The organism is Anaerococcoides asporogena, assembly GCF_029590275.1.
Classification (GTDB): Bacteria; Bacillota; Clostridia; order Clostridiales; family Clostridiaceae; genus JG1575.
Map to the genome: position 1 here is coordinate 1654182 of NZ_CP120965.1, position 21245 is coordinate 1675426.

The window sequence follows — 21245 nt, forward strand, 5'->3', positions numbered from 1 at the left end:
GGTTTCATCGGCAGAGGGGACTGGGGCAACTTGCTGCAGATCCCCGGTTGGCATCCAAGTCGGCTCTGGTGGCGGATCCGGCACGAGGGAAGCCGGACGAAAAGCCGGTCAGGGCAAGAGGCAAACCGTAAATTCATAATTATACTATATTATTGCATTTTATTGATTAACTATTATAGTCGAAAATTAATGGGCTAAATCCACATTTGAATGTGGGTTTTTTGATTTTTTGGCTATTTTTAAGGGGTATTGAACGGCATTTAAATTTAGAATGAATATAAAAGGGTGGTACCCAAGAAGTTTTTTGAACTGTTAAAGTAAAAATAACCTACATAAATATTTATTTTCTAGAATTAATATGTTATTATGAAAACGATTCTTTAAAAACTAGACAATTGGGGGACATTATGGAAAAAAGGAAACATGTACTTCGTGGACTCACATCATCTCTGGTTATGGCCCTTGCACTTCAAGTCATGCCGGTGTCGCTCTTCAGTCACTCTGCCATGGCGCAAACCACCAGCTCGGTATTTAACCCGCCGGTGGTTGAAACCAGCCTGCCGCAAAAGTCAATCTAGACGCTGGCCTCCACGGTGAATCCGGGAAACCTGAAAGTGTTCAACGGACCAAACCGGTACGCCACCGCGACCTATATCAGCAAAGCGACTTATACTATGGCGGATACCGTCATTCTGGTTCAGGGAACGAACTTTCCCGACGCTCTGTCAGCCGGGCCCCTGGCCTATGCGCTGAACGCGCCGATTCTTTTAACCTCCACCACGGAACTTTCGGCGGATACCCGCCAGGAGATGGTTCGCCTGGGAGCAACCAAGGTAATTATCCTGGGCGGCTTGTCGGCCATCAGTTCCTCGGTTGAATCCGAGCTCAATTCCCTGGGATACAATGTCGAGCGCATCAGCGGCAGCGACCGCTATGAAACGGCGCTGAAGGTTGCCATTCGCCTGCGAGCCAGCAATGTCATCACCAGCGCGGCCGTTCTGACCGCCGGCGACCAGTTTGCCGATGCCCTGTCGGCCGGCAGCATGGCAGCCAAGAAAGGCTATCCGGTTCTGCTGACGGACGGCAAAACCTTGTCCAAGTCGGTGATTGATCACCTCGTCAGCAACCGCATTAAAACGGTCTACATCATCGGAGGCTATCTGGCCATCGATCAGGGAATGGAAAAGATTCTGACCGACGCCGGCATTGCCGCTGTCCGCATCAACGGAGCGGATCGGATCGAAACCTCCACCATGATTGCCGATCAGTTCTTCCGCACCAGAAAAGCAGTCATTGCCAACGGCTGGAGCTTTGTGGATGCACTGGCAGCTACTCCCTTTGCCGCAAAGAATGATGCGCCGATCCTTTTGGTAAAACAGGACGACCTCAGCGACAAAGTCATTGAATATGTTTCCTATTACGAATGCACCGACCTGTTTGTCGCCGGCGGTGACCTGGTTGTCAGCAGCCCCGTCCGGGAACGCCTGGCGGATCTGATCGCGGTTGAAACCTTCACCATCCGGGTGAAAAACACCGACGGAACCTATTCCAACCAGTACATCAGCGCCCGGGTCAACAAGGAATACGCCAAACAGGCCTTTGATCTGCAGAACCAGCATCGGGTCAAAAACGGCCGCGTGCCGCTGGCCTGGGATGAAAGATATTACGACGCGGCGAAAGTCCGCGCAGTGGAACTTTCCATTCTCTTCAGCCACACCCGGCCGGACGGACGCAACTGTCTGACCATTGGGCCGGATCTGAATCTGACCGGAGAAAATGCGGCTGCCGGTCATCCGACCCCGGAGGCTGTGATTTATGCCTACAGCCAGTCGGAAGGACATAACGCCAACATGCTGCGCACCGTCTTCAGCAAATCAGCCATCGCTCGTGTGCAGGTCAACCAGTTCCCCTACTGGATCACCCTGTTCGGCAACTAAGCTTCATCAACTCACACTCTCGCGCATCCCGGAATCATGGCCTTCCCCCTCGGAGCCCGTGGTTTCGGAATGATGCCGGAGTCCATCAAAAAGAGCGGGAGCGCCCGGTGCATGCCGGGCGCTCCCGCTCTTGTCTGATTCTGAAAAGAGGGGATGGAGCTGCTAAAGATCGATCAGGGTGCCAATGCCCATTTCCCGGGCGTTCTCGTAGATCTTGCGGGCCACGACGATGTCCAGGATGGCATTGCCGGTGGTTTCGAAGAAGGTAATTTCATCCAGGGATTCCCGGCCGGGCTTTCGGCCGCTGACCAGTTCCCCCAGCTCTCCCGTAATTCGGGAAGGGTCGAACTGACCGGATCGGATGAGTTTCTGGAAATCACCGGATTCGGTAATGGCGTCTTTGGTATCCACAAAGATCTTGCCGGCCCGGAGCAGCACTTCCGGCGGAATCTCGCTCATTTCCGGCGTATAGGAGCCCACGCCGTTGATATGGACGCCTTTTTTGAGCAGCGTGCCGTCAAAGACTGGGACTTTGGCCGTCGTGACCGTGGTGATGATGTCAGCTTCCCGGATGTCCTGGGACAGATCCTCCGAGGCCCGGATGGCGACATCATAGCGCCTGGCCATGGCATCAGCAAAGGCTTTGGCCCGTTCGGGACTGACATCATAGACCCGGACATCCCGGATCGGCCGGACATCCAGGATGGCTTCGAGCTGAGTGGCTGCCTGTCCGCCGGTGCCGATCAGAACAAAGTTGCGGGCATCCAGCCGGGCCAGCAGATCCGTGGCGGCACCAGCCACTGCGCCGGTGCGAAGCTGGGTCAGGTAAGTTCCGTCCATCAGAGCGATGACCTGGCCGGTGGCATCATCCTGCAGCACCATGGTGGAGGGAACGCTGGTAATGCCTTTCTCAATATTGCGGGGGTAGACCGATACGATCTTGACGCCCAGCGCGTGGCCTGCCCTGGCGTAGCCCGGCATATACAGGCTCTGGCCCTCGAACTCCTCGATGTTGAGATTGACGCGCAGCGGAATGTCGCTCTCACCCCTGGAGTACATCGCCAGAGCATCCTGATCGGCGCGGATGGCTTCCGCCATGGTGATGACCCGTTTCATTTCTTCCTGGTTCAATAACAGTATTTTCATCGGCGATCCTCCCTTGATTCCAGACGTTGCGGCGAATTCATCGGACCTTTGCCCAGCGTATGGTTCTTACTCGTATTGTACCAAAGACTGGAGATGGAGTCATGAAAAGACTCGTGATGGGCTCGTGAAAAGCCTGGAAATGAAGTTAGGAAAAGATCGGGATGTATTCATGATTAAGACTGGAGATGAGGTCGTGAAAAGAAAGACTGGGAATGAAGTTAGGAAAAGCCTGGAATGAAGTTATGATAAGACGCGGATCCGGTGTCTGCTCCTGAGTTGACAAGGACCGGACGGACATCAATAATTGAGACAGTGACAGCAATGAGTTCCGGGCGGATTCCAAGAGCCGCCGGTGAGCAAGCTGATCGGTCTGGCTGGCCAGAACCGGAAGGAGAAGAATCAACATGAAATTTGTCCTGATCCCGGATTCATTCAAAGGAACCATGACATCAATAGAGATCTGTCAAATACTCGAAGAATCAATCCATCGCCGCTTCAGTGAGGCGCAGGTCCGATCCATCCCGGTGGCCGACGGCGGGGAGGGCACCGTGGACGCCTTTCTCTGCGCTCTGGGCGGCGAAACGATTGAGGCGGCGGTGGCCGGTCCCTATGGAGAACCCATGACAGCAGCCTATGGTCTGCTGGACGGGGGAGAAACGGCGGTGATTGAGATGGCTGCCTGCGCCGGTCTGCCCCTGGTGGAGGGACGCAGGAATCCCGGACTGACCACTACCTATGGCGTGGGAGAACTGCTGCTGGATGCCGCCCGTCGCGGCGTGCGGCGAATCATTGTCGGTCTGGGCGGCAGCGCCACCAACGATGGCGGCTGCGGAGCCGCCGCGGCCGCCGGCATCCGCTTTCTGGACAGCAGCGGCGAGGTCTTTCACCCCACCGGCGCCACCCTGAAGGACATCGCCCGGATCGATGATTCAGCCCGGTCTCCCGAACTGACCGGAGTGGAGATCCTTACCATGTGCGATATCGACAATCCGATGCATGGCCCGCAGGGTGCCGCCTATATCTTCGGTCCGCAAAAAGGAGCGGATCCGGCCATGGTCAGAGATCTGGATGAAGGACTGATTCATCTGGCGGGAGTAATCCGGCGGGATCTGGGCAGGGATCTGTCAAAGCTGCCCGGAGCCGGCGCGGCCGGGGCCATGGGCGCCGGGATGGCTGCCTTCTTCGGTTCTACCTTGCGCCAGGGCATTCAGATTGTCCTGGATACCGTGGAGTTTGATCGGCTAATTTCAGACTGCGACTACATCCTGACCGGAGAAGGCAGAATCGACAGCCAGAGTCTGCGCGGCAAAGTCGTCATGGGCGTGGCCGGCCGGGCCAAAGCGCAGAACAAACCCGTTCTGGTCATAGCCGGCGGCGCGGACGGAGACCTGGAGCCAGCTTATGCAGGCGGCGTCACCGCCATCTTTACCATTAACCGCCTCCCCGAACCCCTGGAAGTCAGCCGTTATAAAAGCCGGGAAAATCTGGCCGCCACCGCTGACAACATCCTGCGGCTGATCAAGGCTGCCCTGCCAGTCCATTAAGCAGTCCGACGAAGAGCCGGGACGGAAAACCATGACTTAGAACCATGACTTAGAACCATGACGCAGCACCATAACAGAGAATCACGACCCGTCCTTCGCAGCTTGGCGGGAAAACGCTGATTCGTCCGTCAGTCGTTTAACCGGGGGAGCCATCAGCCGGAGAATCACTCTGCGTAAGCCCCACTTTTTCACAGGAGGGATCCCATTGTCCAATTACTATGAGGAGCATCTGCATTCGACCAGTCTGTTCCAGGTGTATCAGACCGATTTGCCCAGAATCAGGCAGTATCTCGACGAAGAAATCCGTTTTGTCCAAAAGGAGCTGAAACCGGATTTCAGGATCCTGGAGGTTGGTGCCGGCTATGGCCGGATCCTGCGGGAGCTGGCGCCGTCCGTGGCAACTGCCGTCGGGGTGGATCTCTCGGCCGATTCGATCCGGCTGGCCCAGGCGTACTGCAAGGACCAGCCCAACTGCAGTTTTCAGGTCATGGATGCTTTTCACCTGGATTTTGAGGAACCCTTTGACGCGGTGATCTGCCTGCAGAATGGGTTGTCGGCGATCAAAGGCCAGCCCCTGGCGCTGATCCGGCAGTGCCTGAAGGTTTTAAAGAAAGGTGGGCGGGCCTATTTCAGCACCTACAGCCCAAGGTTCTGGGACCACCGGCTGGCCTGGTTTCAGGAACAGGCGGACATAGGGTTGCTGGGTGAAATTGACCCAGTGCAGACCGGAGACGGCAGGATCGTCTGTCGGGACGGTTTTGTCGGCATCGCCTATACCGAGAATGACCTGCGTCAGCTGGCCGAAGCCACCGGCTGTTCTTATCACATGGAGGAAGTCGATGGGTCCAGTTTGTTCCTCCTGGTGGATCAGCTGCCATGAATACCCGAAAGAAAAAGAACGGATTGAATCCGAAGCGGTGTGCCTGGGCATGCCGCTTTTTCCATGATAAAGGTTTTGTAAAATATATTTCGGAATCTGGGGGTCTTGCCATTCTAAATGTGGATAAAAAATGATACATTTACTATATATTCATAAACAGCAAATCCATTGCAGCGCCAGTGCATTCAGTCTGTGCCGTCCTGTTTTCCGGGGTGTTCGGCGGAATACCGGAGGATGGAGCAGTACGGACTGAGAAATTGGCGTCCTGGGTTTGCGCAAGCGGTCTTGTTGGTTCTTGCTGCTGGTTTGATCACCCTTTGCGAGGGAGTGGTCGCTGCTGTCGTCATTGCGAAGAGAAAAAATATGAGTTTGAGGGGATTTATGTTGAAAAGAGTTGTATCGGCTGTTCTGGCACTTGGTCTGGTGCTGTCGGGGACGGGGATCCGGGTCAGTGGAGCGCCCAAAGCGAATTCAGCGAAGAACGTGCCGCAGGTGTCGGGCAAGCTGCAGAACCTGCTGGAGAAAAACAAGGAAAAGGCGGCGAAGGTCACCCGGCCAGAGGCGCAGGATCCGGAGGAAGAAGTCCGGGTCATTATTGAACTGTCGGTTCAGCCCCATCAGCTGGCCAAATGGAAGACGGGGCAGGGGACCCTGGCAAAGATCGACCGGGAACAGTCGGCGTTTTTCAGTGAGGCCCGCCGGGCCGGCATTGCCTTTTCGAAGCTGAAGACCTTCCGCCAGGTGTTCAACGGCACCAGCGGCAAAGTTAAGCGCAAGGACCTGGAAGCGTTGAAACAGCTGCCGGGGGTCAAGTCGGTTTCCATCGCCCGGACTTATGCGCGGCCGCAGCCCTTGATGGCTCAATCCGCTGATCTGGTGGGGGCACCGCAGGCCTGGAATCTCAACTACAAAGGGGAAGGGCTCGTGGTCGGCGTCATTGATTCCGGCTTTGATCCGACGCATCCGGACTTCGTGCTGACGAATCCCGCCAATGCCGAACTGGATGCTTCGGAAGTGGCGGCCCAGGGAATGCCCGGCCAGTATGTCAGCGCCAAGTTCCCTTACGCGTACAACTATTTTGACCGGAGCAACTCCGTTCTGGAAAGCGGGGAGAGCCACGGCCAGCATGTGGCGGGAACCATCGCGGCCAACGGCGAGCTCAAGGGAGTGGCGCCGGAAGCCCAGCTGCTGGCGCTGAAGGTCTTTTCCTCCGATCCCACCGTCGATACCACCTACGAGGACATCTATCTGGAGGCGCTGGAAGACGGCGTTCTGCTCGGAGCGGATGTGCTGAACCTGTCTTTGGGAGCACCGGCCGGTTTTACCAGCTTCGGACCCAGCGCGCTGGAAACCGCGGTGTCCAATGCCAAGGCCAGCGGCGTTCTGGTTGCCATGGCAGCCGGCAACGACAAGAATCTGGCAGAAGGGGCACCGACCAACGCCGCGTCCTGGATGCCGGATCAGGGTCTGATCAGTGATCCGGCCGTGGCCAGGGACAGCATGGTGGTCGCCGCTTCGGACAAGGTGATCCCGCAGTGGGAGAAAATCCTGATCGATGTGACAACCCCGGACGGGTTCCGTTCGGCGGTGGTACTGCCGGCACCGAACAGCCCGGATCCTGTCACGGCGCTGAGTGAGGGAGGCTATCCCGTCGTCTATGCCGGACTGGGCTCACCGGAGGATTTCGCCGGAGTTGATTATGCGGGCAAAATCGTCATGATCTGGCCCGGCTCCTATCCCTTAGCCGAGCAGCTGGAGCTGGCGCAGTCCGGTGGAGCCATTGCGCTGATTGTCGGCGATCACTACAGTGACGGGGAGCTGATGATCATGGCTGGCGGCGAAAACGCCACGATCCCGTTTATGGCAGTGGACTTTGAAACCGCCGGCAAGCTGTCGGATCTGCGCTTCAACGGCGGCACCGTCGCCTTCCGCGGCATCCCCAACTCCGATCCCACGATCAAACTGGCGGACTTCTCCACCTGGGGGGCCACCAATGACCTGAGATTGAAGCCGGAGATCACGGCGCCGGGTCTGAACATCGTTTCGACCCAGAACGGCCAGGCTTACGGCGTGATGTCCGGCACTTCCATGGCCACGCCGCATCTGGCGGGCGGAGCCGTGGTCATCCGGGACTACTTCGAGCACAGCCCGGCCTTCCAGGCTCTCTCCCGAGCTGACCAGATGATCGTCTCCAAGCAGCTGCTGATGAACTCAGCCGATGTCCTGTTTGAACAGGGCACGGCCCGCAGTCCGCGAGTGCAGGGAGCCGGTCTGATGAATCTGGGCAAAGCCCTGGAGGCCCGGACCCTGGCTTATCAGCCCATAACCCGGGAAGCCAAGCTGGAACTCAAGGAAGTGACCAGCCCGCTGCTGAACCTGAATCTGACGGTGCAGAACATCGGCGGCGAGGGACTGGACTATACCGCCGAAGTACACCTTCTGACCGATGCCATGGACAACGGTCTCTACACCGAGCGCTCCCGCAAAGTGCCCCACAGCCTCAGCGGCGATGAAGCCTTCCGGGTGGAGGCGGGCTCGTCCCGTGCCGTCAGCCTGACCGTCGACTTCGCTCAGGGCGGTGTCAGCAAGGAGCAGTTTATTGAGGGCTTCGTTGTCCTGACGGATTCAGACGGCCGCACGACCAGCGTACCCTTCATGGGCTTCTACGGCGACTGGAACAAGCCGCTGGTGCTGGATGCCTTCGGCGCCACCCTGGGGCGCGGCCAGGATCCGGTTGGTACCTCCTTCTTTGACACTTCCGGACTGATCTGCTATTCGCCCTACTATGACGAAGCCTACTGGCTGAAAAACAGACGCGTGGAGCTAAACCCGCGCAATGATGTGTCCTACCTCACCGGTCGGTCCAATATCCTGCCCAGCCTGTCCTTCCTGCGCAGCGCCGATGAGGTGACCTTCTCGCTGCTCAATTCGTCCAAAACCCGTCTGGAGACCATCGGCAGCTATCAGGGCGTTCCCAAGATGAGCCGGATCTATGCCGGAGCACCCACCAGCTACCTCATGGAGGAGGGCTTCTGGGAAGATGATCTGCCCACCGGACCGCTTCCCGACGGCAAGTACTTCTATGAGATCAAAACCAAAATCAACTACGATCAGGGCACTGCCCAGGCCCGGCAGATTCCGGTGCTCATCGACCATAAAGCGCCGGTGGTCTCCAATGTCCGGATCGAAGGCAACTATCTCTATTTCGACGCCACAGATGGAGCCTCGGATCTGGGGGTTGGCGTGAATGCGTTTGTGGTTTCCACCAGCAAGACGGATTCCACCTACGACATGACGGTGGAGAAAACGGTGAACAACCGCTACCGCATTGACATCTGGCGGATGCTGGGCAAATCGACCAGTATCTATATCTACGCCTACGACAATCTTTACAATGAGAGCATCACGTCCATTCTTCAGAGCAGCCGCAAACCGGCTCCGCCGGTGGTTCAGCGCATCGCGGGGGATACCAGGTACTCCACCGCGGTGGAAATCAGCAAAAAGACCTTCGTCACGGCTGACACCATCATCCTGGTCAACGGCGTCAGCGGCATTGACGCCCTGCTGGGTGGACCACTGTCCGCCGTCATGGGCGCTCCGATCCTGCTGACAGAACCCGCCGCCCTGCGCAGTGTGACCAAGACTGAAATCACCCGGCTGAAGGCGAAGCACGCCATCATCCTGGGCGGAGAACAGGCGGTTCCGGCCGGCATTGTCACAGCGCTGAAAGGCATGGGGCTGACCGTGGAGCGGATCGGCGGCACCACCCGCTTCAAAACCTCCATCCTGGTCGACCAGAAGATTCGAAGCATCACCGGCCGGACGGACCGGGCCGTGGTAGCCAACGGCTACACCATGTTTGACGCCCTGACCGCCGGTCCTGGCGCCGCCAAGAACGGCTGCGGCATTCTCTTCAATGATGGCAAGTCCATTGATATGATCAAGGATTCCCTGAAAGGGGCCAATACCGTCTATCTGACGGGCGGACAGCTGGTGCAGACCGCAGAAGTGGAAGCGGCTCTCCAGGCACCCGGACGAACCGTGGTCCGGCTGGCCGGAGCCAACCGCTACGCTACGGCTGCCGTCATTGCCGATCAATTCTTCAATTCGACCAATACCATCGTCATCGCCAACGGGGAAAAGCCCTACGATGCCCTGACCGGCACCCTGCTGTGCCATGTCAATCATGGGCCGGTCGTCCTGACCCCGGCAGCCTACCTGCATGCCGACACCAAAGCCTACCTCATTGATGAAAACCCGGATCAGGTCTTCATCCTGGGCGGTCTTTCCGCCATCAGCACAGCCACCCAGACTGCGATCCAGCAGATCTGCAATTAAACCTCAGTTTGACGTTCTTTCGGGGATGATCTGTAACCGATCAACAGGCTTAACGAAAGCAGATAAGCCCGAGCTATCAGCAGCGATAGGAGGGCAAAGCAGCTTCAGAGGATCCAGCTCAGGTTTCAATAGCCCATCAGGCATCGCAGCCATCGAGCAAAGAGAGGAAACTGAGTAAATCGGATAAGGACATAACAAAAAAAAGCCTCAGTGAAATCCTGTATTTCACTGAGGCTTTTTCATTATGGATGTATTGAGCAGGGGAAATCCTGGGGTCTTGAATCTGGGAAAGATCATGGTAAATAATCATCCAGCAGGCAGTTTTCCATTCATTGGATCATTTACTGATTATTGGATCCAGAAATTTTGATGGTTCACCCCAACTATGAATAACCAGTTCTTTTCGGGCACGGGTTGCCGCTACATAGAGAAGCAGTCGTTCGGAAATGGTGCGTTCCCTGGCATCGAAGGGATCAGCAGCGCTTTCCAAGAATGATCGGAGAGGCAAGCTGTCCCGATTGGCCTCAATAACGAGAATACAGTCAAATTCCAGGCCCTTGATCCGATGCATCGTTGCCAGTCGAATCCCGCGGATAGACCCTTCATCCGGTCGTCCAGCCTTCACTTCATAGGTTGCGATGTCCTGATTATTCAGGTATTGCTTGATCTGGCTGATCTGCTTATTCAGTCTTGCAGTCACGCAGATTGAATGAGCAGGATAACCCTGCTCCAGCCAGAGCTGGATCTGATTCATAGAAGCCTTCCAGGCTTCATTCTGCTTTGACCAGTTTTGGAGCAGTGGCTTAGGACCGTGACGCAGCGACATGGAGCCGCGGGGATCCTGGATGCCCTGATCCAGATCATCCATTCTCATTCCTTTCAGAAGCGACCGTGCAAAGCAGCCGATTTCCTCGGTTGTGCGATAGTCGACACGCAGAATTTCCCGACGTCCTGTGGTATCAATACCACATTGTGACAAGGAAATTTTTCTGCCATAGATCCGCTGGTGCGCATCACCCACCAGAAAGAGATCATTGGCTTTCTCAGGGCCTGCCAGGACTCGAATGAGGCGCAGGGCATTCTCTCCGAAGTCCTGGGTCTCATCTACCAGCACTGAGGAATATAGCCCCTGTGGGCATAAATCTGTGATCAGTTCGCATGCCAGGACCAGAGCACCTCCTGGATCCAGGGTGTGGTTTGATTCCAGGAATTGGCGGAAGGTGGTAATCACGGACCAGACATTGACTTTCTGCCCTCGGTCCAGTGCCGTTCCACGACCGGTTCGCCGGACTCTTAGATAGTCTTCCAGGGCATTAATGCCCTGTGGCAGTATGATCTTTTCATATTCATCGGCATAAAAAGCCGGGGGCAGGTTCAATGGGACTGCTGCTTTGTTCAAAGCCTCATGCCAGGCTGCTGCAAGGTCATATCCATATAGGATGGATTCCCGGCGACCCTGAGTTTTCAGGAAACGGTTGACCCATTTATCCAGATTAATGACCTCAATTCGGCGGTGGATCTCAGGGGGACATAACACCTTGAGCTGATCTGAAATGTCGTCGGCCAGACTGGAGGTAAAAGTCGTAAAAAGGATCCGATCGCTTGAATTGGAAAAGACAGTTTCTGCAAGCATCAATGCCCGGTGCATTGCCACGACCGTTTTCCCGGTTCCGGCTGTGCCGAGCACCAGGGCTGGACCGTCAAAAGATCGAGTAGTAAGCTCCTTTTGCTGGGGGTGCAGGAACACTCGCCAGTCTTCGATGCCGGCGGCGACCATCTGATCCACCAGGGCGGCCTGTTCGTCGGTCTCCACCACCAGAAACTGATCGGAATTTTGAGGTGAGCGCACCGCTTCCTCGAACTTAAGAGGTTCACCGGCTGGTTCGGTCACTGCATCAAGGATTTCCTCCACGGGAATGCCCTCGTGAAGGAAAGCCAAAGTTTCGTAAATCCTTTTCGGAAGGTAAGGCTGAATCTGTTCAAGCTCTTCCCAGGTAGAGACTGATCTGATCATTTTCTGCAGTGTTTCATTAATGCCCAGTTGGCGGAAGTCCTTGTCTCGGATGGCATGAAAGAGATCCGATTCTTCTTTTGTCTCCTCGACTTCCGTTCGCTCCACCACTGTATAGATTTCAATCGCATTGGTCACAGGGTTAACGCCAAATCGTTTTTTTTCAGCCCAGGCATAGGCCTCATCATGAGAATCGATCCAGAGCAGGGTATAAACATTAGGAGCGTCCTTGGCCGGCGATTTGACAATAGCCCGGTAGGAACGGTTGACACGGACGGATCGAAGGGAGTCATCAGTAGCGTGGAGTGTCTCATAATTCAGGCCCGGAGAAGTCGGGTCACTGGAAAATTTTTGTCGGAATGTCATTTCATCGCGCAGTACACTGGATGGGAGTTTTTTACAGGCTTGGAAATACGTGTCAGCATATGCCACGGCCAGATTGTTTTTGAAATTTGCCATGTCTTACTCCTTATTGCAGGATCCGAATCAGATCCTGGGGGGGCTGGTCGATGGTGAAAACCTGCCACCCCTGAGCGTTGAATTCTGCTTGAGCAGCTGTGATGAGGTCGGGATCGTCATGACTGAGCAATGCGATCTTGCGTTCGGTCCAAGCCATCTCTGCTTCGTAGCCTAAGACACCGCGTTCTTCAGAAACCAATTCATAGCCAATTGCATCCGGTGACGGTACGTTGCCGGATCGGATCAGTTCCATGGCATATCGGTGACTGGCATCGCTGCTTGGGCGCATCATCTGCTTCAGGGTTTCCTGCCATGGAGCTGGGATTGGAATTGTAGTTTCTGTCGGATTCTTTTCCGTATTATCACTCAGGGCTGCTAGCGGGGTTGCCGTCATGTTGACAGAACTGAGAAGGAGCCACTCCAGGTATTGGCGCGCTAAACCACGGGCCAGACGGTCATGATCCAGCTGGTTTGAGTAGCTGCGCAGGCAGCCGTAGCAAGCGGTCTCCTCACCACAATTGCAGTGGCCATCGACTCGTAGCCATGCGCTCCGCAATACCTCATCAAGCTTATGGTAGATGCGCTTGACATGGCCGGCTCCGCCAGGTGTTTCATCAAAAAGAATTAGAACAGGCTGTTCTTCACTGTAGTCCATGCAACCATTGATATCATCTCGGGCGATGCCGAGGGCGTCAGCGGCTCCTTCAAGAATGGCATAGAGCAAAGTAATCCAAGCATCTTTCTCTTCAATTTGACGAAGACTCAGAGGTGGGAACTTCAGGCGCAGGACATCACTCTTGAAGATGTGCCCCAGGGCGGTGTTGATTAGATACTTGTTTGAGCAGGTCCTGCCCATTTTGGTCTGGTGTTCTGGTGGACCGCCGTAATTAGTGGTAGCAAAGCCGCAATATTTGCAGACCAGCAGACCGGCTCCCTTGAGACCCCGGTTCATAATAACCAGCTTGCCTTGCGGGGCATAATGGGCTTTCACGATACGGTCTCCAATGGGAATCTCCCTTTGAAGGTTCTCTTCCAGACTAAGGGGATCCGCCTGATCAAACCCACCGAACTGAACCCGTGTTGGGTAGAATCGTTGAGGACGGCTTTCCCCGACGGAACGACCCTCATCATCCCAGGCTGTGGAGAATCCGAAGATCGGCCGAATCATTTTACGTTGCTTCATAGTCATACCACATTCACAGCGTACAGGATCCTGATCTGACACGTCCTCCAATGTAGTCAGTTCCTCGGGAAAAGTGGAACGATGACAGTCGGGGCATTCCCAGAAGTAGTGTACCGGCCATTCCTTGTCTCGAACCCGGTTCAAGGCGTAGCTGGTCCAAATCTTCCCACCGGCGATGATCTCGCTGCCCGGGGCATATTCTGAAACAGCAAGCTTGAGATCTCTGGAAAGGTCGACAGAACGAGCCTCACTTGATTTGGCGAGGATATCGAGCTTAACCACATCAATGGGGAAACCATATTTGGGAATCACTCCGCCGGAGGCTAAGAACGCGATGGTTCCCTGATCTTCGAGGGTCTTGATCAGACGGAGCAGATCGTCTGTCCGTTCTTTTTTCTGAATACGCGCCCTGTAGTGTTCATCCAGCTGGTCGAGTTCGTCCTTTCGCTCCTGTACCGCCAGGGATAGGACACCATTTTCGCCTGCCAGCTGGTCTACGAATTTCCAGTCTCGAATGCGAAGCTTCTCCATCATGGCAGGGGTCAGTATTTTTTCGATGGCTGAAATCAATTCTTCAGGCCTTTTGGACAGTTCAAGGTTTAACAGCTCGACGATATCAGCCGAAAGGCCATTTCGACTTCCCACCATGGCCTCTGCGTTGCCGCGGAAATATTCCCGACCTGATGAGGTAGATCGGAAAAACCAGGCCAAAACGATGGAATTGACATGTCTTGAGGCAATTTTGTCATTGTTGAGTTCGATATAGGGGGCCTTTATTTTGCCGCTTATGATTTCAGTGGGATCCTGGAAGTAGTTCAGGTCATGGCTGTTACGTCTGGCATAGGTTAATGAAAAGGCGGTGGAAGACTTACGCCGGCCGGCTCGGCCAGCCCGTTGGACGTAATTGGCGGTTTCCGGTGGGACATTGCGCAACAGGATGGCTTCCAGCTGCCCTACATCTACGCCCATTTCGAAAGTTGTGGTACAGGAAAGAACGTTGATATCACCGTTCTCAAACTGGGTCTGAGTGGAGCCGGCGGTATCCTTGGTCAGCTGTCCCGTATGTTCGCGAGAAATCATTGGCAGGAGTTTATCGTCTGCATAGAGCGGTGCATAATAGGGATCGTCCCTGAACTGATGGGCACTCATTCGCTCCAGACTGCCATGACAGCGGAACTCGGGACAAACTTTATGTACATTGTGGCTTGTAATCCGGCCGCATCGATTGCACTGCCAAGCTTCATCATGATCCTTATAATAAGAGATGTGCCATTTCCGATGATTAAGACAAAGCAGAGCACCTTCTCCGGCGAGGGTGGTGGTGGAGAGGTAGTTCATCTGAAGCAGACCGGGAATAATCTGGTCATAAATGGCTGCAAGGATGGAAAGCGCTTCTTCCCGGGCTGATTTGGGATTCAGGCCGCGCACCTGAAGGATTTTGCTTAAATAATCGAGGCGTCGGTTACTGGCTGAGCCAGTGGGGAGGAAACTGGTTATTGTACTTTTTCGGACTGAACCACTTTCCGCTTTCCGGAAATAAACCTGTCGGTTGCGAGGGCTGAACTGCTCCTTCTCCGGATCGACGTGTTCGGGATAGGTGGTTGCTCCAGTGAACCGGAACGTATCGAGGAGAACCGCGCATAATTCACTGAGTTCTTCGGAAGAAAATCCCCAGGCACCCCGTTGCAGTTTCAGGTCATAAGGCATGAAGTGAATATAGCCGCTGCCTTCTAATCCTTTGTTTCTCTCAAAGCCAGTGAATTCCTTCATCAGGTATACGCCGGCGATAAATTCTCTCTCTGCCTGGGTCAGGGAATCATCAAAAAGACCGGCTTCTTTGCCTCGCCTTACCAGGATGGATAGAAAATCAACCAGGAGGAAGCCCTCGGGATGCTGACGCAATTCCTTTAGCATTAGCTTGCGCCACATCTGCTGATTGTATTTATTCTCCATGTAGGCTGCAAAAAAGGCAGCTTCCTGGCGATTATCCGAGAAAACCAGGAGTTTTCGGCCGCTTTCATCGTACCAGGCTTCGTCTCGCACCTCCTCCTGAAGATCAAAAAAGCCGTCACCTCCAACGGTTGGGAGGCCTTTCTGATCGATCTTCTGCGGTGGGATCATTGCATAGAGGCTGCTGGCCAGGATGAATGTTGAGGGCTGATTAGCAGTCATGAATCGTTTTATTTTGCCATGCCCAACAGCACCGCAAGCGACACAGGTATTTACTTCCCGAGCACTGCTTTGGAGGCGGTAGACTCTTAGAATTTTGCTCGATTCAAGTACATCGCAGCATGACTTTCGCTGCTTGATGCCAGCCGGATGGATCCTGCCGCAAGCTGTACAGAGATCATAAGGCTCCAATTTTTTAACGTTGGCAATTTCAAAGGAAACATCGTCCCCATTGGTCTCAGGCTCATCGGATTCGACTGCTTCATGGGGAAGCAGATAATATTCTAGCGGCTCGCCTTCCCTGGGTGGTCGAAGCATGCTGTCCCTTGTCTGTCCGATGAGGTACTCCTGACCACATTCCTGACAATCAGCCAGTTCGAAAGCCGGGATGTCCCGTCCACTGATGGAGACGAACTCTTTTCGGTCAAGGTATACGCGGCGGTCGGGAAATAGAGAGACATAGAAGCCTTCAAGGGCTCGGACAAAGAGGTGATAGCGAGCGGGGATTAATGAATTGCTGTCAGGAGTTAGTTTGGCTCTGGCTCCCAGCTGAATGAGCAGGACCAGTGCGGCCTGCTGATCAGCTTTATTTGACAGGTCTGAGAAGACGTGCGAAGCAACGGCCTGAAAATTTTTCGGACGGCTCTCCAAATAATTCAGAAGGATAATGATTCTCTCATCCTTCACCAGGCGTTCATGAAGCCAGGCGTTACCTTTGTCTTCAGAAGTGATGGCTGCTACTTCAGTTTCAAAGCGCTTATAATCAGCCAATTCGAAGCGATCCATATCAGGTTCGATGACCCTTTTTTTACGCTGTGAAGTGATGATGTCACAGACTTCAAATGGTTCATCGAAGATATTTTGGGCAAAGCGTGCCAGATCGGGCAAAGCATCAGGGCTTCCAAGGGTAGCGCTGGTGGCAATACAACGCAGCGGATGGTCGGTATGGATTCGTTCCTTGAGTCGGCGCAGGAGCAGGGCAATCTCTGTCCCATTTGCTCCCTTGTACGTATGCGCCTCATCCAGGACAATGAATTGCCAGTTATTTGCCAGTTCTCCATCAAAGAAGGTCGTGTCATCCGGTCGAAGCAGGAGGTATTCCAACATGGCATAATTTGTCAGGAGCAGGTGCGGTGGTGTTTTACGCATGGCTTCCCGTGAAATCAGTTCATTTGGCAGAGGGCGCAGATCTGCTGCCGTATAGTCTCTGCCACGCACTTTCCCATGACTGCGCAGATCCTTTTCTTTCTTCAGCTGATAATCATCTAGGGCTTTTCGCTCTGAATCCAGAGTTTCACCAGTATAACGCCCAAAGGTAATGTCCGGATAATCTTTCAGAAGTCCTCGCAGTCGTTTCATCTGGTCATTGGCCAGAGCGTTCATGGGATAGAGCAGTAGAGCACGAACTCCAGGACCCAGGGTTCCCGCTTTTTTCGCACGCATCAACTCATTGAAGATTGGATAGAGGAAGCTCTCTGTTTTTCCACTGCCGGTACCAGTGGCAACAATCAAATTGCGCTTTTCACTGACAATCTGGCGAAAGGAGGCTTCCTGATGAGCGTAGAGAGGACGATGAATCTCGGCTGATTCCTCCAGACGACGGAAATCAACACAGGCTACCCCTTCATCAATGAGCTCAGCTAAAGAAGAACCAGTTACAAAAGGTGGTGTCGATTCCAGAAAAGGGCCCTTGACGAAGGGCGTGGCAGTAAGAACCTGATTGGCCTTTCGTGAAAGCTCAGCACTTTTAACTTTTAAGATGGAGCGCAGGTAGTTGAGGTAGTCTGATTCAATGCGGTGAGTAGTGTGGACAGGATTCATGGCCATGGGTGCTAGTTCCTCCTTAGTGTCATGGAATAGAGTTCAGCCAATATGAGATCGCGATAGACCAGATCTGGGCAGGCATTGTGGGAATGACGCCAGAAGGGCAGAAGTTTCCTGACTTCATGCGGGGCGATGACATGGGAATGGCTCAGTGCCTGAATTACGGCTGCTTGGGCGTTATAGTAAAAATACAGATCTTGACCTTGGGAGCTGCGAGCCTGAAGCGCTGGTTTAACCTCGCGTAGCGTCTCGGGATGGGTTCTTGCAAGGTCTTCGATGATAGCGAATTCGCCTTCTGCAGCTTGGGAGTAATGATTCAGATTCTCCCGATTTTTATTGATTGCATCATAATACAGCCGCAGATAAGTCTTACCCAGGACCGGTAAACCGGTTGTATCCTCTGGTTTGGGTTCGCGGATTTTGACGTCATTGCGGTCATAACAGATCAGACGCTGATAATCGCTGCGGTCGCCCCAGACATCAAAGGAATGCTTAAAGCGCACGCTGGGACAGCCACCATGATTTGCCAGGAAACATTCAAAACATTCATCGAAATGATCACTGCTGCATTTTTTGTGGTCAGGGAAAAAGAGAAGCTTGGCCAGGGTATCGTCGCCAATGCGGTCTATCACGCGTTCAACGTCCATGCTGACTTTGGCGGAACTGTCGCGCAGATTAATGAGGACAGCAAGTGATTCATTTAAGTTCCAGGCATTAGAGAGATGGGTACGCTCAAAGAGGGTTTTTCCATCTGGCTGGAACAGGTAGAGTTGCAAGGTTTGGATGATGGTCTGGGCTGACTCATCGTCCAGGGAAGATTCAAGCAGGTGACGAAGCAGGACGGTTCGGTGGGTGTTGGTTATGAGTCGTTCGCTGATCAGCTGCAGGATAGCCTCGATGACAGTTCTAACTGCAGGGGACAGTCCCGATCTGACGGAAGTAGATAAGACCAGTGAGAACAGTAGCTGGGCAGATCGCTCAGGATCAAACTCCCAATTGCCGTTTCGCAGAGCTTTCTCCAAATGATTCCTGAGATCTTCAATCCATTCGTCCTTGCTTTGAGCGACACGGGCTGCTGCCAGCCAGTCAGAGACTTTTCTGGTATCAGATGCTTGATGGCGGGCAAGATATTCTTTTCCATTAACAACCAGGAGATGATCTCGGTCATGGATCGGAACTTGCTCTTCGGGAAGAGTAAAGAAACTCAGTTCCTCCTGATCCACGGTATCGATGTGGTAGACTCCGTCGGGAAGTGGATCAGTCAGGAAAATGCCTTGATATTGACGATTTGAAAAAGTTTTCAAGGGAGAAAGGGGACGTTGCAGTACCGGTTGTTTCGGATTATGCAGGGGAATAAGCTTCAACTCATGATGGGTAAAATCGTTGGCGGGATCATATTTCCAAAGAATAGCCGGCTTATCACTTACCATCCGGTACATGGGTTCTTTCAACTGCACAAAGTTGACTACCGAGGCAATCAACATGGGGCGAAAATCGGTTGTTCCCTTAGCAAGTCTCAGGACAAGCCGTTGGGGAAGAGGGTGATGAGCTATTGTGTCTTGAAACCGGTGCAGGGAAGAGTGGGCAATGCCCTGATAATCAGGTAAGAGATCATGGAACTGCAGCATGGTTCCATCGGCAGCTTCCAACTGGAGTCGGATCTGATCAAAAGAGACGGGATCAGTAATATCCAGATGCAATCTCCAGGCACCTGTCTTGAATTCGTTCAGATAAAAAGTTCTCGGCTGTCCGGAGGGATCCAAAACATCAGAACCTTCCTCCCAAAGATTCCACTCCAATGGCCGAAGGGTTTTACGAAACGGAATCTTCTGGCCGTCAGATCCAGTCCACACCCCCCTTAAAATGGATGTCTGAGTGATCAGGCGGATCTGGAGCCAAGTCTTTCCTTTACGCAGTACTTCTTTCGTCTCAACATTACTATCAAATTGAAATGGTCCCGCATCCTGAGACTGTATCCATAAGATCGCATCAGCGAATGGATCGGACGGATGGAGAGTCAGGCTTTGGAACTGAGAATCCCAGCGAACAGAGGGTACAAGATAGAAGGAGACCTGACGTCGGTTCACCGAGCCCTGATACAGGCGAAGCTCATACTTGCCATGATCATCGGGGAAGTGCTTCTTAGCCCAGTCGGTCAGGGAAAAACGAAGACATTCATCCAGATGCTCACAGGGCAGATCGGTCAGGTTGACGACTGACTTTCGCCTGCGATACCCGTCAATCAGAACCAGCTGCCAACCGTTCAGAGAAGATGTTTCGCTGCCATTAGCTCCTCGAATTTCAATTTGCGGGAATTTGGTATAAACAGGAATCTGCTGGTCTGGCCAGTGTTCATCAAAGAGGGTGCCAAGCGGAGAAAGATCTAATTCCAGCGCTGTATTGGTTTCGATAGTCAGGGTTGATCTTTTTGTAGAAACTTTAAGAACGCTGTCTTGTAAAACGGAGAAAAAGCGAATGGCTCTGCAGGAATTCCAATCTCGGTGGAGATATCGTTCCTCCTGAATCAGAGATTGAGGGGACAATACAACAGCTTTCGAATCATATACTACAGTTAGACCTTGGCGACTGAGGCTGGCTCGTGCGGGATCCAGCCGCAAACCGGATTTGTCAAAGAAAAGGATCGGCGAGAGGGGATCCAGACCAGGTAATTGCCACGGTTCAGTGATGGGATGTTCATCTCGGTCATCGTCATAGAGAACCACCTGATAAGCATCGGCTGGCGGTACCTGAACGAAGCTGATAAGTGTCCGGTTGACGCCTTCCCGGGCATAAACATCCTGGAGAACGCTTCGAATCAGTCGATGATCGCCTGTCCTTACTTCCCACCGAAGTCGATAGATGGCGTCACTGTGCAGGATTTGCTCCGGTATCCAGATACAGACTCCCCTCGTTTCATCGTGAATAATCTTGGGCGCTACGAAATACTGGCTGCTGGATCTTTGCCGAAGACTACCATGGTGAAGACTGACACACCAGATCTGGTACTGTTCTACAACCCGCTGGGGGATACCTGGGATTTCAGGAAGTTCTGATTCCTCGGCTATATTACCCAGTTCACGCATCATATCTCGCAGATTTTGGATGACCTCAACTCCGGCCTCGTGATCTTTAAAATGCCGTCGGACGGATACGTCAACCAGAGAACTGCGGTATCCGGTAATTTCCTCGAGGATGTCCTGGGCCTGTACATAAGGAATATTCAAAGTGCTGTCCAGAATATCAAACAGCTTGTGATAACTTACGCCAGGTATGCCTGCCTGATATAGAAAAGTACTGACATAAATATAACCCTCATCGCGGAGAATTCGAAAGCCTCGTTCATTCAAAAGCGCATGGGTCATCCGACCGATTTCACCCTGCTGTGCGGAAGTGATTTTTAGACCGAAACGATCAGACCAGGCTTCCCAAAAATTGATATTGTCATACTCATAAAGGACGAAATTGGTCATATCCGTGATAAAAACTGCAGGGTATTTTGACACCAGGTTTTTTAACTGGACAAACTGAGGTGTACTGTGCAGTCTCGCACAGATCCGTTGCTTAATGCACTCCGCTTCCTCCCGAGTGATGTCCAGGTCTCCCCAAATGCGGCAGCTGGGCAAAGCTTCCAAGATGATTTGGTCCATAGTCCCCAAATCCATATTGCTGCGAATTTTTTGCCGCTGTTTGAATTTTTCAAATAAACTCAAAAGTAACCCCCTTCTCCAAGACTCAAAGTTATTTTTTGGAAGAA

At 53.4% G+C, this 21245-nt stretch carries 9 protein-coding genes; 5 read left to right on the top strand and 4 right to left on the bottom strand.

Annotated features, from left to right (window positions below; translation table 11 throughout):
* The first annotated feature begins 407 nt into the window (after positions 1-407).
* Entirely contained in the window at positions 408-578 is a 171-nt protein-coding gene (locus tag P6M73_RS07885; RefSeq protein WP_277855562.1) for a hypothetical protein, read from the top strand.
* A 36-nt stretch (positions 579-614) separates the two neighbouring features.
* On the top strand, positions 615-1937 hold the full coding sequence (locus tag P6M73_RS07890) for a cell wall-binding repeat-containing protein (RefSeq protein ID WP_277855563.1): 1323 nt from the start codon (positions 615-617) through the stop codon (positions 1935-1937).
* Positions 1938-2099: 162 nt separating this feature from the next.
* Here the strand turns inward: P6M73_RS07890 and P6M73_RS07895 are convergent, their stop codons facing one another.
* Entirely contained in the window at positions 2100-3083 is a 984-nt protein-coding gene (locus P6M73_RS07895) for an ornithine cyclodeaminase family protein (protein ID WP_277855564.1), read from the bottom strand.
* A 404-nt stretch (positions 3084-3487) separates the two neighbouring features.
* On the opposite strand from P6M73_RS07895, the gene P6M73_RS07900 reads away from it, so the two are divergent.
* The 3 genes from P6M73_RS07900 (at position 3488) to P6M73_RS07910 (ending at position 9845) form a co-directional block, all read left to right on the top strand.
* The gene (locus tag P6M73_RS07900) at positions 3488-4627 is read left to right on the top strand and encodes a glycerate kinase family protein (RefSeq protein ID WP_277855565.1); all 1140 of its coding nucleotides are present in this window, start codon (positions 3488-3490) and stop codon (positions 4625-4627) included.
* 205 nt (positions 4628-4832) lie between these two features.
* Positions 4833-5507 (top strand): class I SAM-dependent methyltransferase, encoded by a 675-nt coding sequence (locus tag P6M73_RS07905; RefSeq protein ID WP_277855566.1) that lies wholly within the window; start codon positions 4833-4835, stop codon positions 5505-5507.
* 381 nt (positions 5508-5888) lie between these two features.
* Entirely contained in the window at positions 5889-9845 is a 3957-nt protein-coding gene (locus tag P6M73_RS07910; RefSeq protein ID WP_277855567.1) for a S8 family serine peptidase, read from the top strand.
* A gap of 337 nt (positions 9846-10182) precedes the next feature.
* Here the strand turns inward: P6M73_RS07910 and P6M73_RS07915 are convergent, their stop codons facing one another.
* From P6M73_RS07915 to P6M73_RS07925, 3 genes are read right to left on the bottom strand one after another with little or no spacing between them, the layout of a single operon-like run.
* Complete coding sequence (locus P6M73_RS07915) at positions 10183-12315, bottom strand: UvrD-helicase domain-containing protein (protein ID WP_277855568.1); 2133 nt, start codon at positions 12313-12315, stop codon at positions 10183-10185.
* A gap of 10 nt (positions 12316-12325) precedes the next feature.
* Positions 12326-17494, bottom strand: a complete 5169-nt coding sequence (locus P6M73_RS07920) for a DEAD/DEAH box helicase (RefSeq protein WP_277855569.1) — start codon at positions 17492-17494, stop codon at positions 12326-12328.
* A gap of 5 nt (positions 17495-17499) precedes the next feature.
* Positions 17500-21201 carry a hypothetical protein gene (locus P6M73_RS07925; RefSeq protein ID WP_277855570.1) on the bottom strand — a complete coding sequence of 1234 codons (3702 nt, stop codon included), beginning with the start codon at positions 21199-21201 and terminating at the stop codon, positions 17500-17502.
* Positions 21202-21245 lie beyond the last annotated feature (44 nt).

Excerpts from the sequence above, each read along its gene's own strand:
- P6M73_RS07910 (WP_277855567.1), top strand. The coding sequence starts at position 5,889 with ATGTTGAAAAGAGTTGTATCGGCTGTTCTGGCACTTGGTCTGGTGCTG.
- P6M73_RS07900 (WP_277855565.1), top strand. The coding sequence starts at position 3,488 with ATGAAATTTGTCCTGATCCCGGATTCATTCAAAGGAACCATGACATCA.
- P6M73_RS07885 (WP_277855562.1), top strand. The coding sequence starts at position 408 with ATGGAAAAAAGGAAACATGTACTTCGTGGACTCACATCATCTCTGGTT.
- P6M73_RS07895 (WP_277855564.1), bottom strand. The coding sequence starts at position 3,083 with ATGAAAATACTGTTATTGAACCAGGAAGAAATGAAACGGGTCATCACC.
- P6M73_RS07915 (WP_277855568.1), bottom strand. The coding sequence starts at position 12,315 with ATGGCAAATTTCAAAAACAATCTGGCCGTGGCATATGCTGACACGTAT.
- P6M73_RS07920 (WP_277855569.1), bottom strand. The coding sequence starts at position 17,494 with ATGGCCATGAATCCTGTCCACACTACTCACCGCATTGAATCAGACTAC.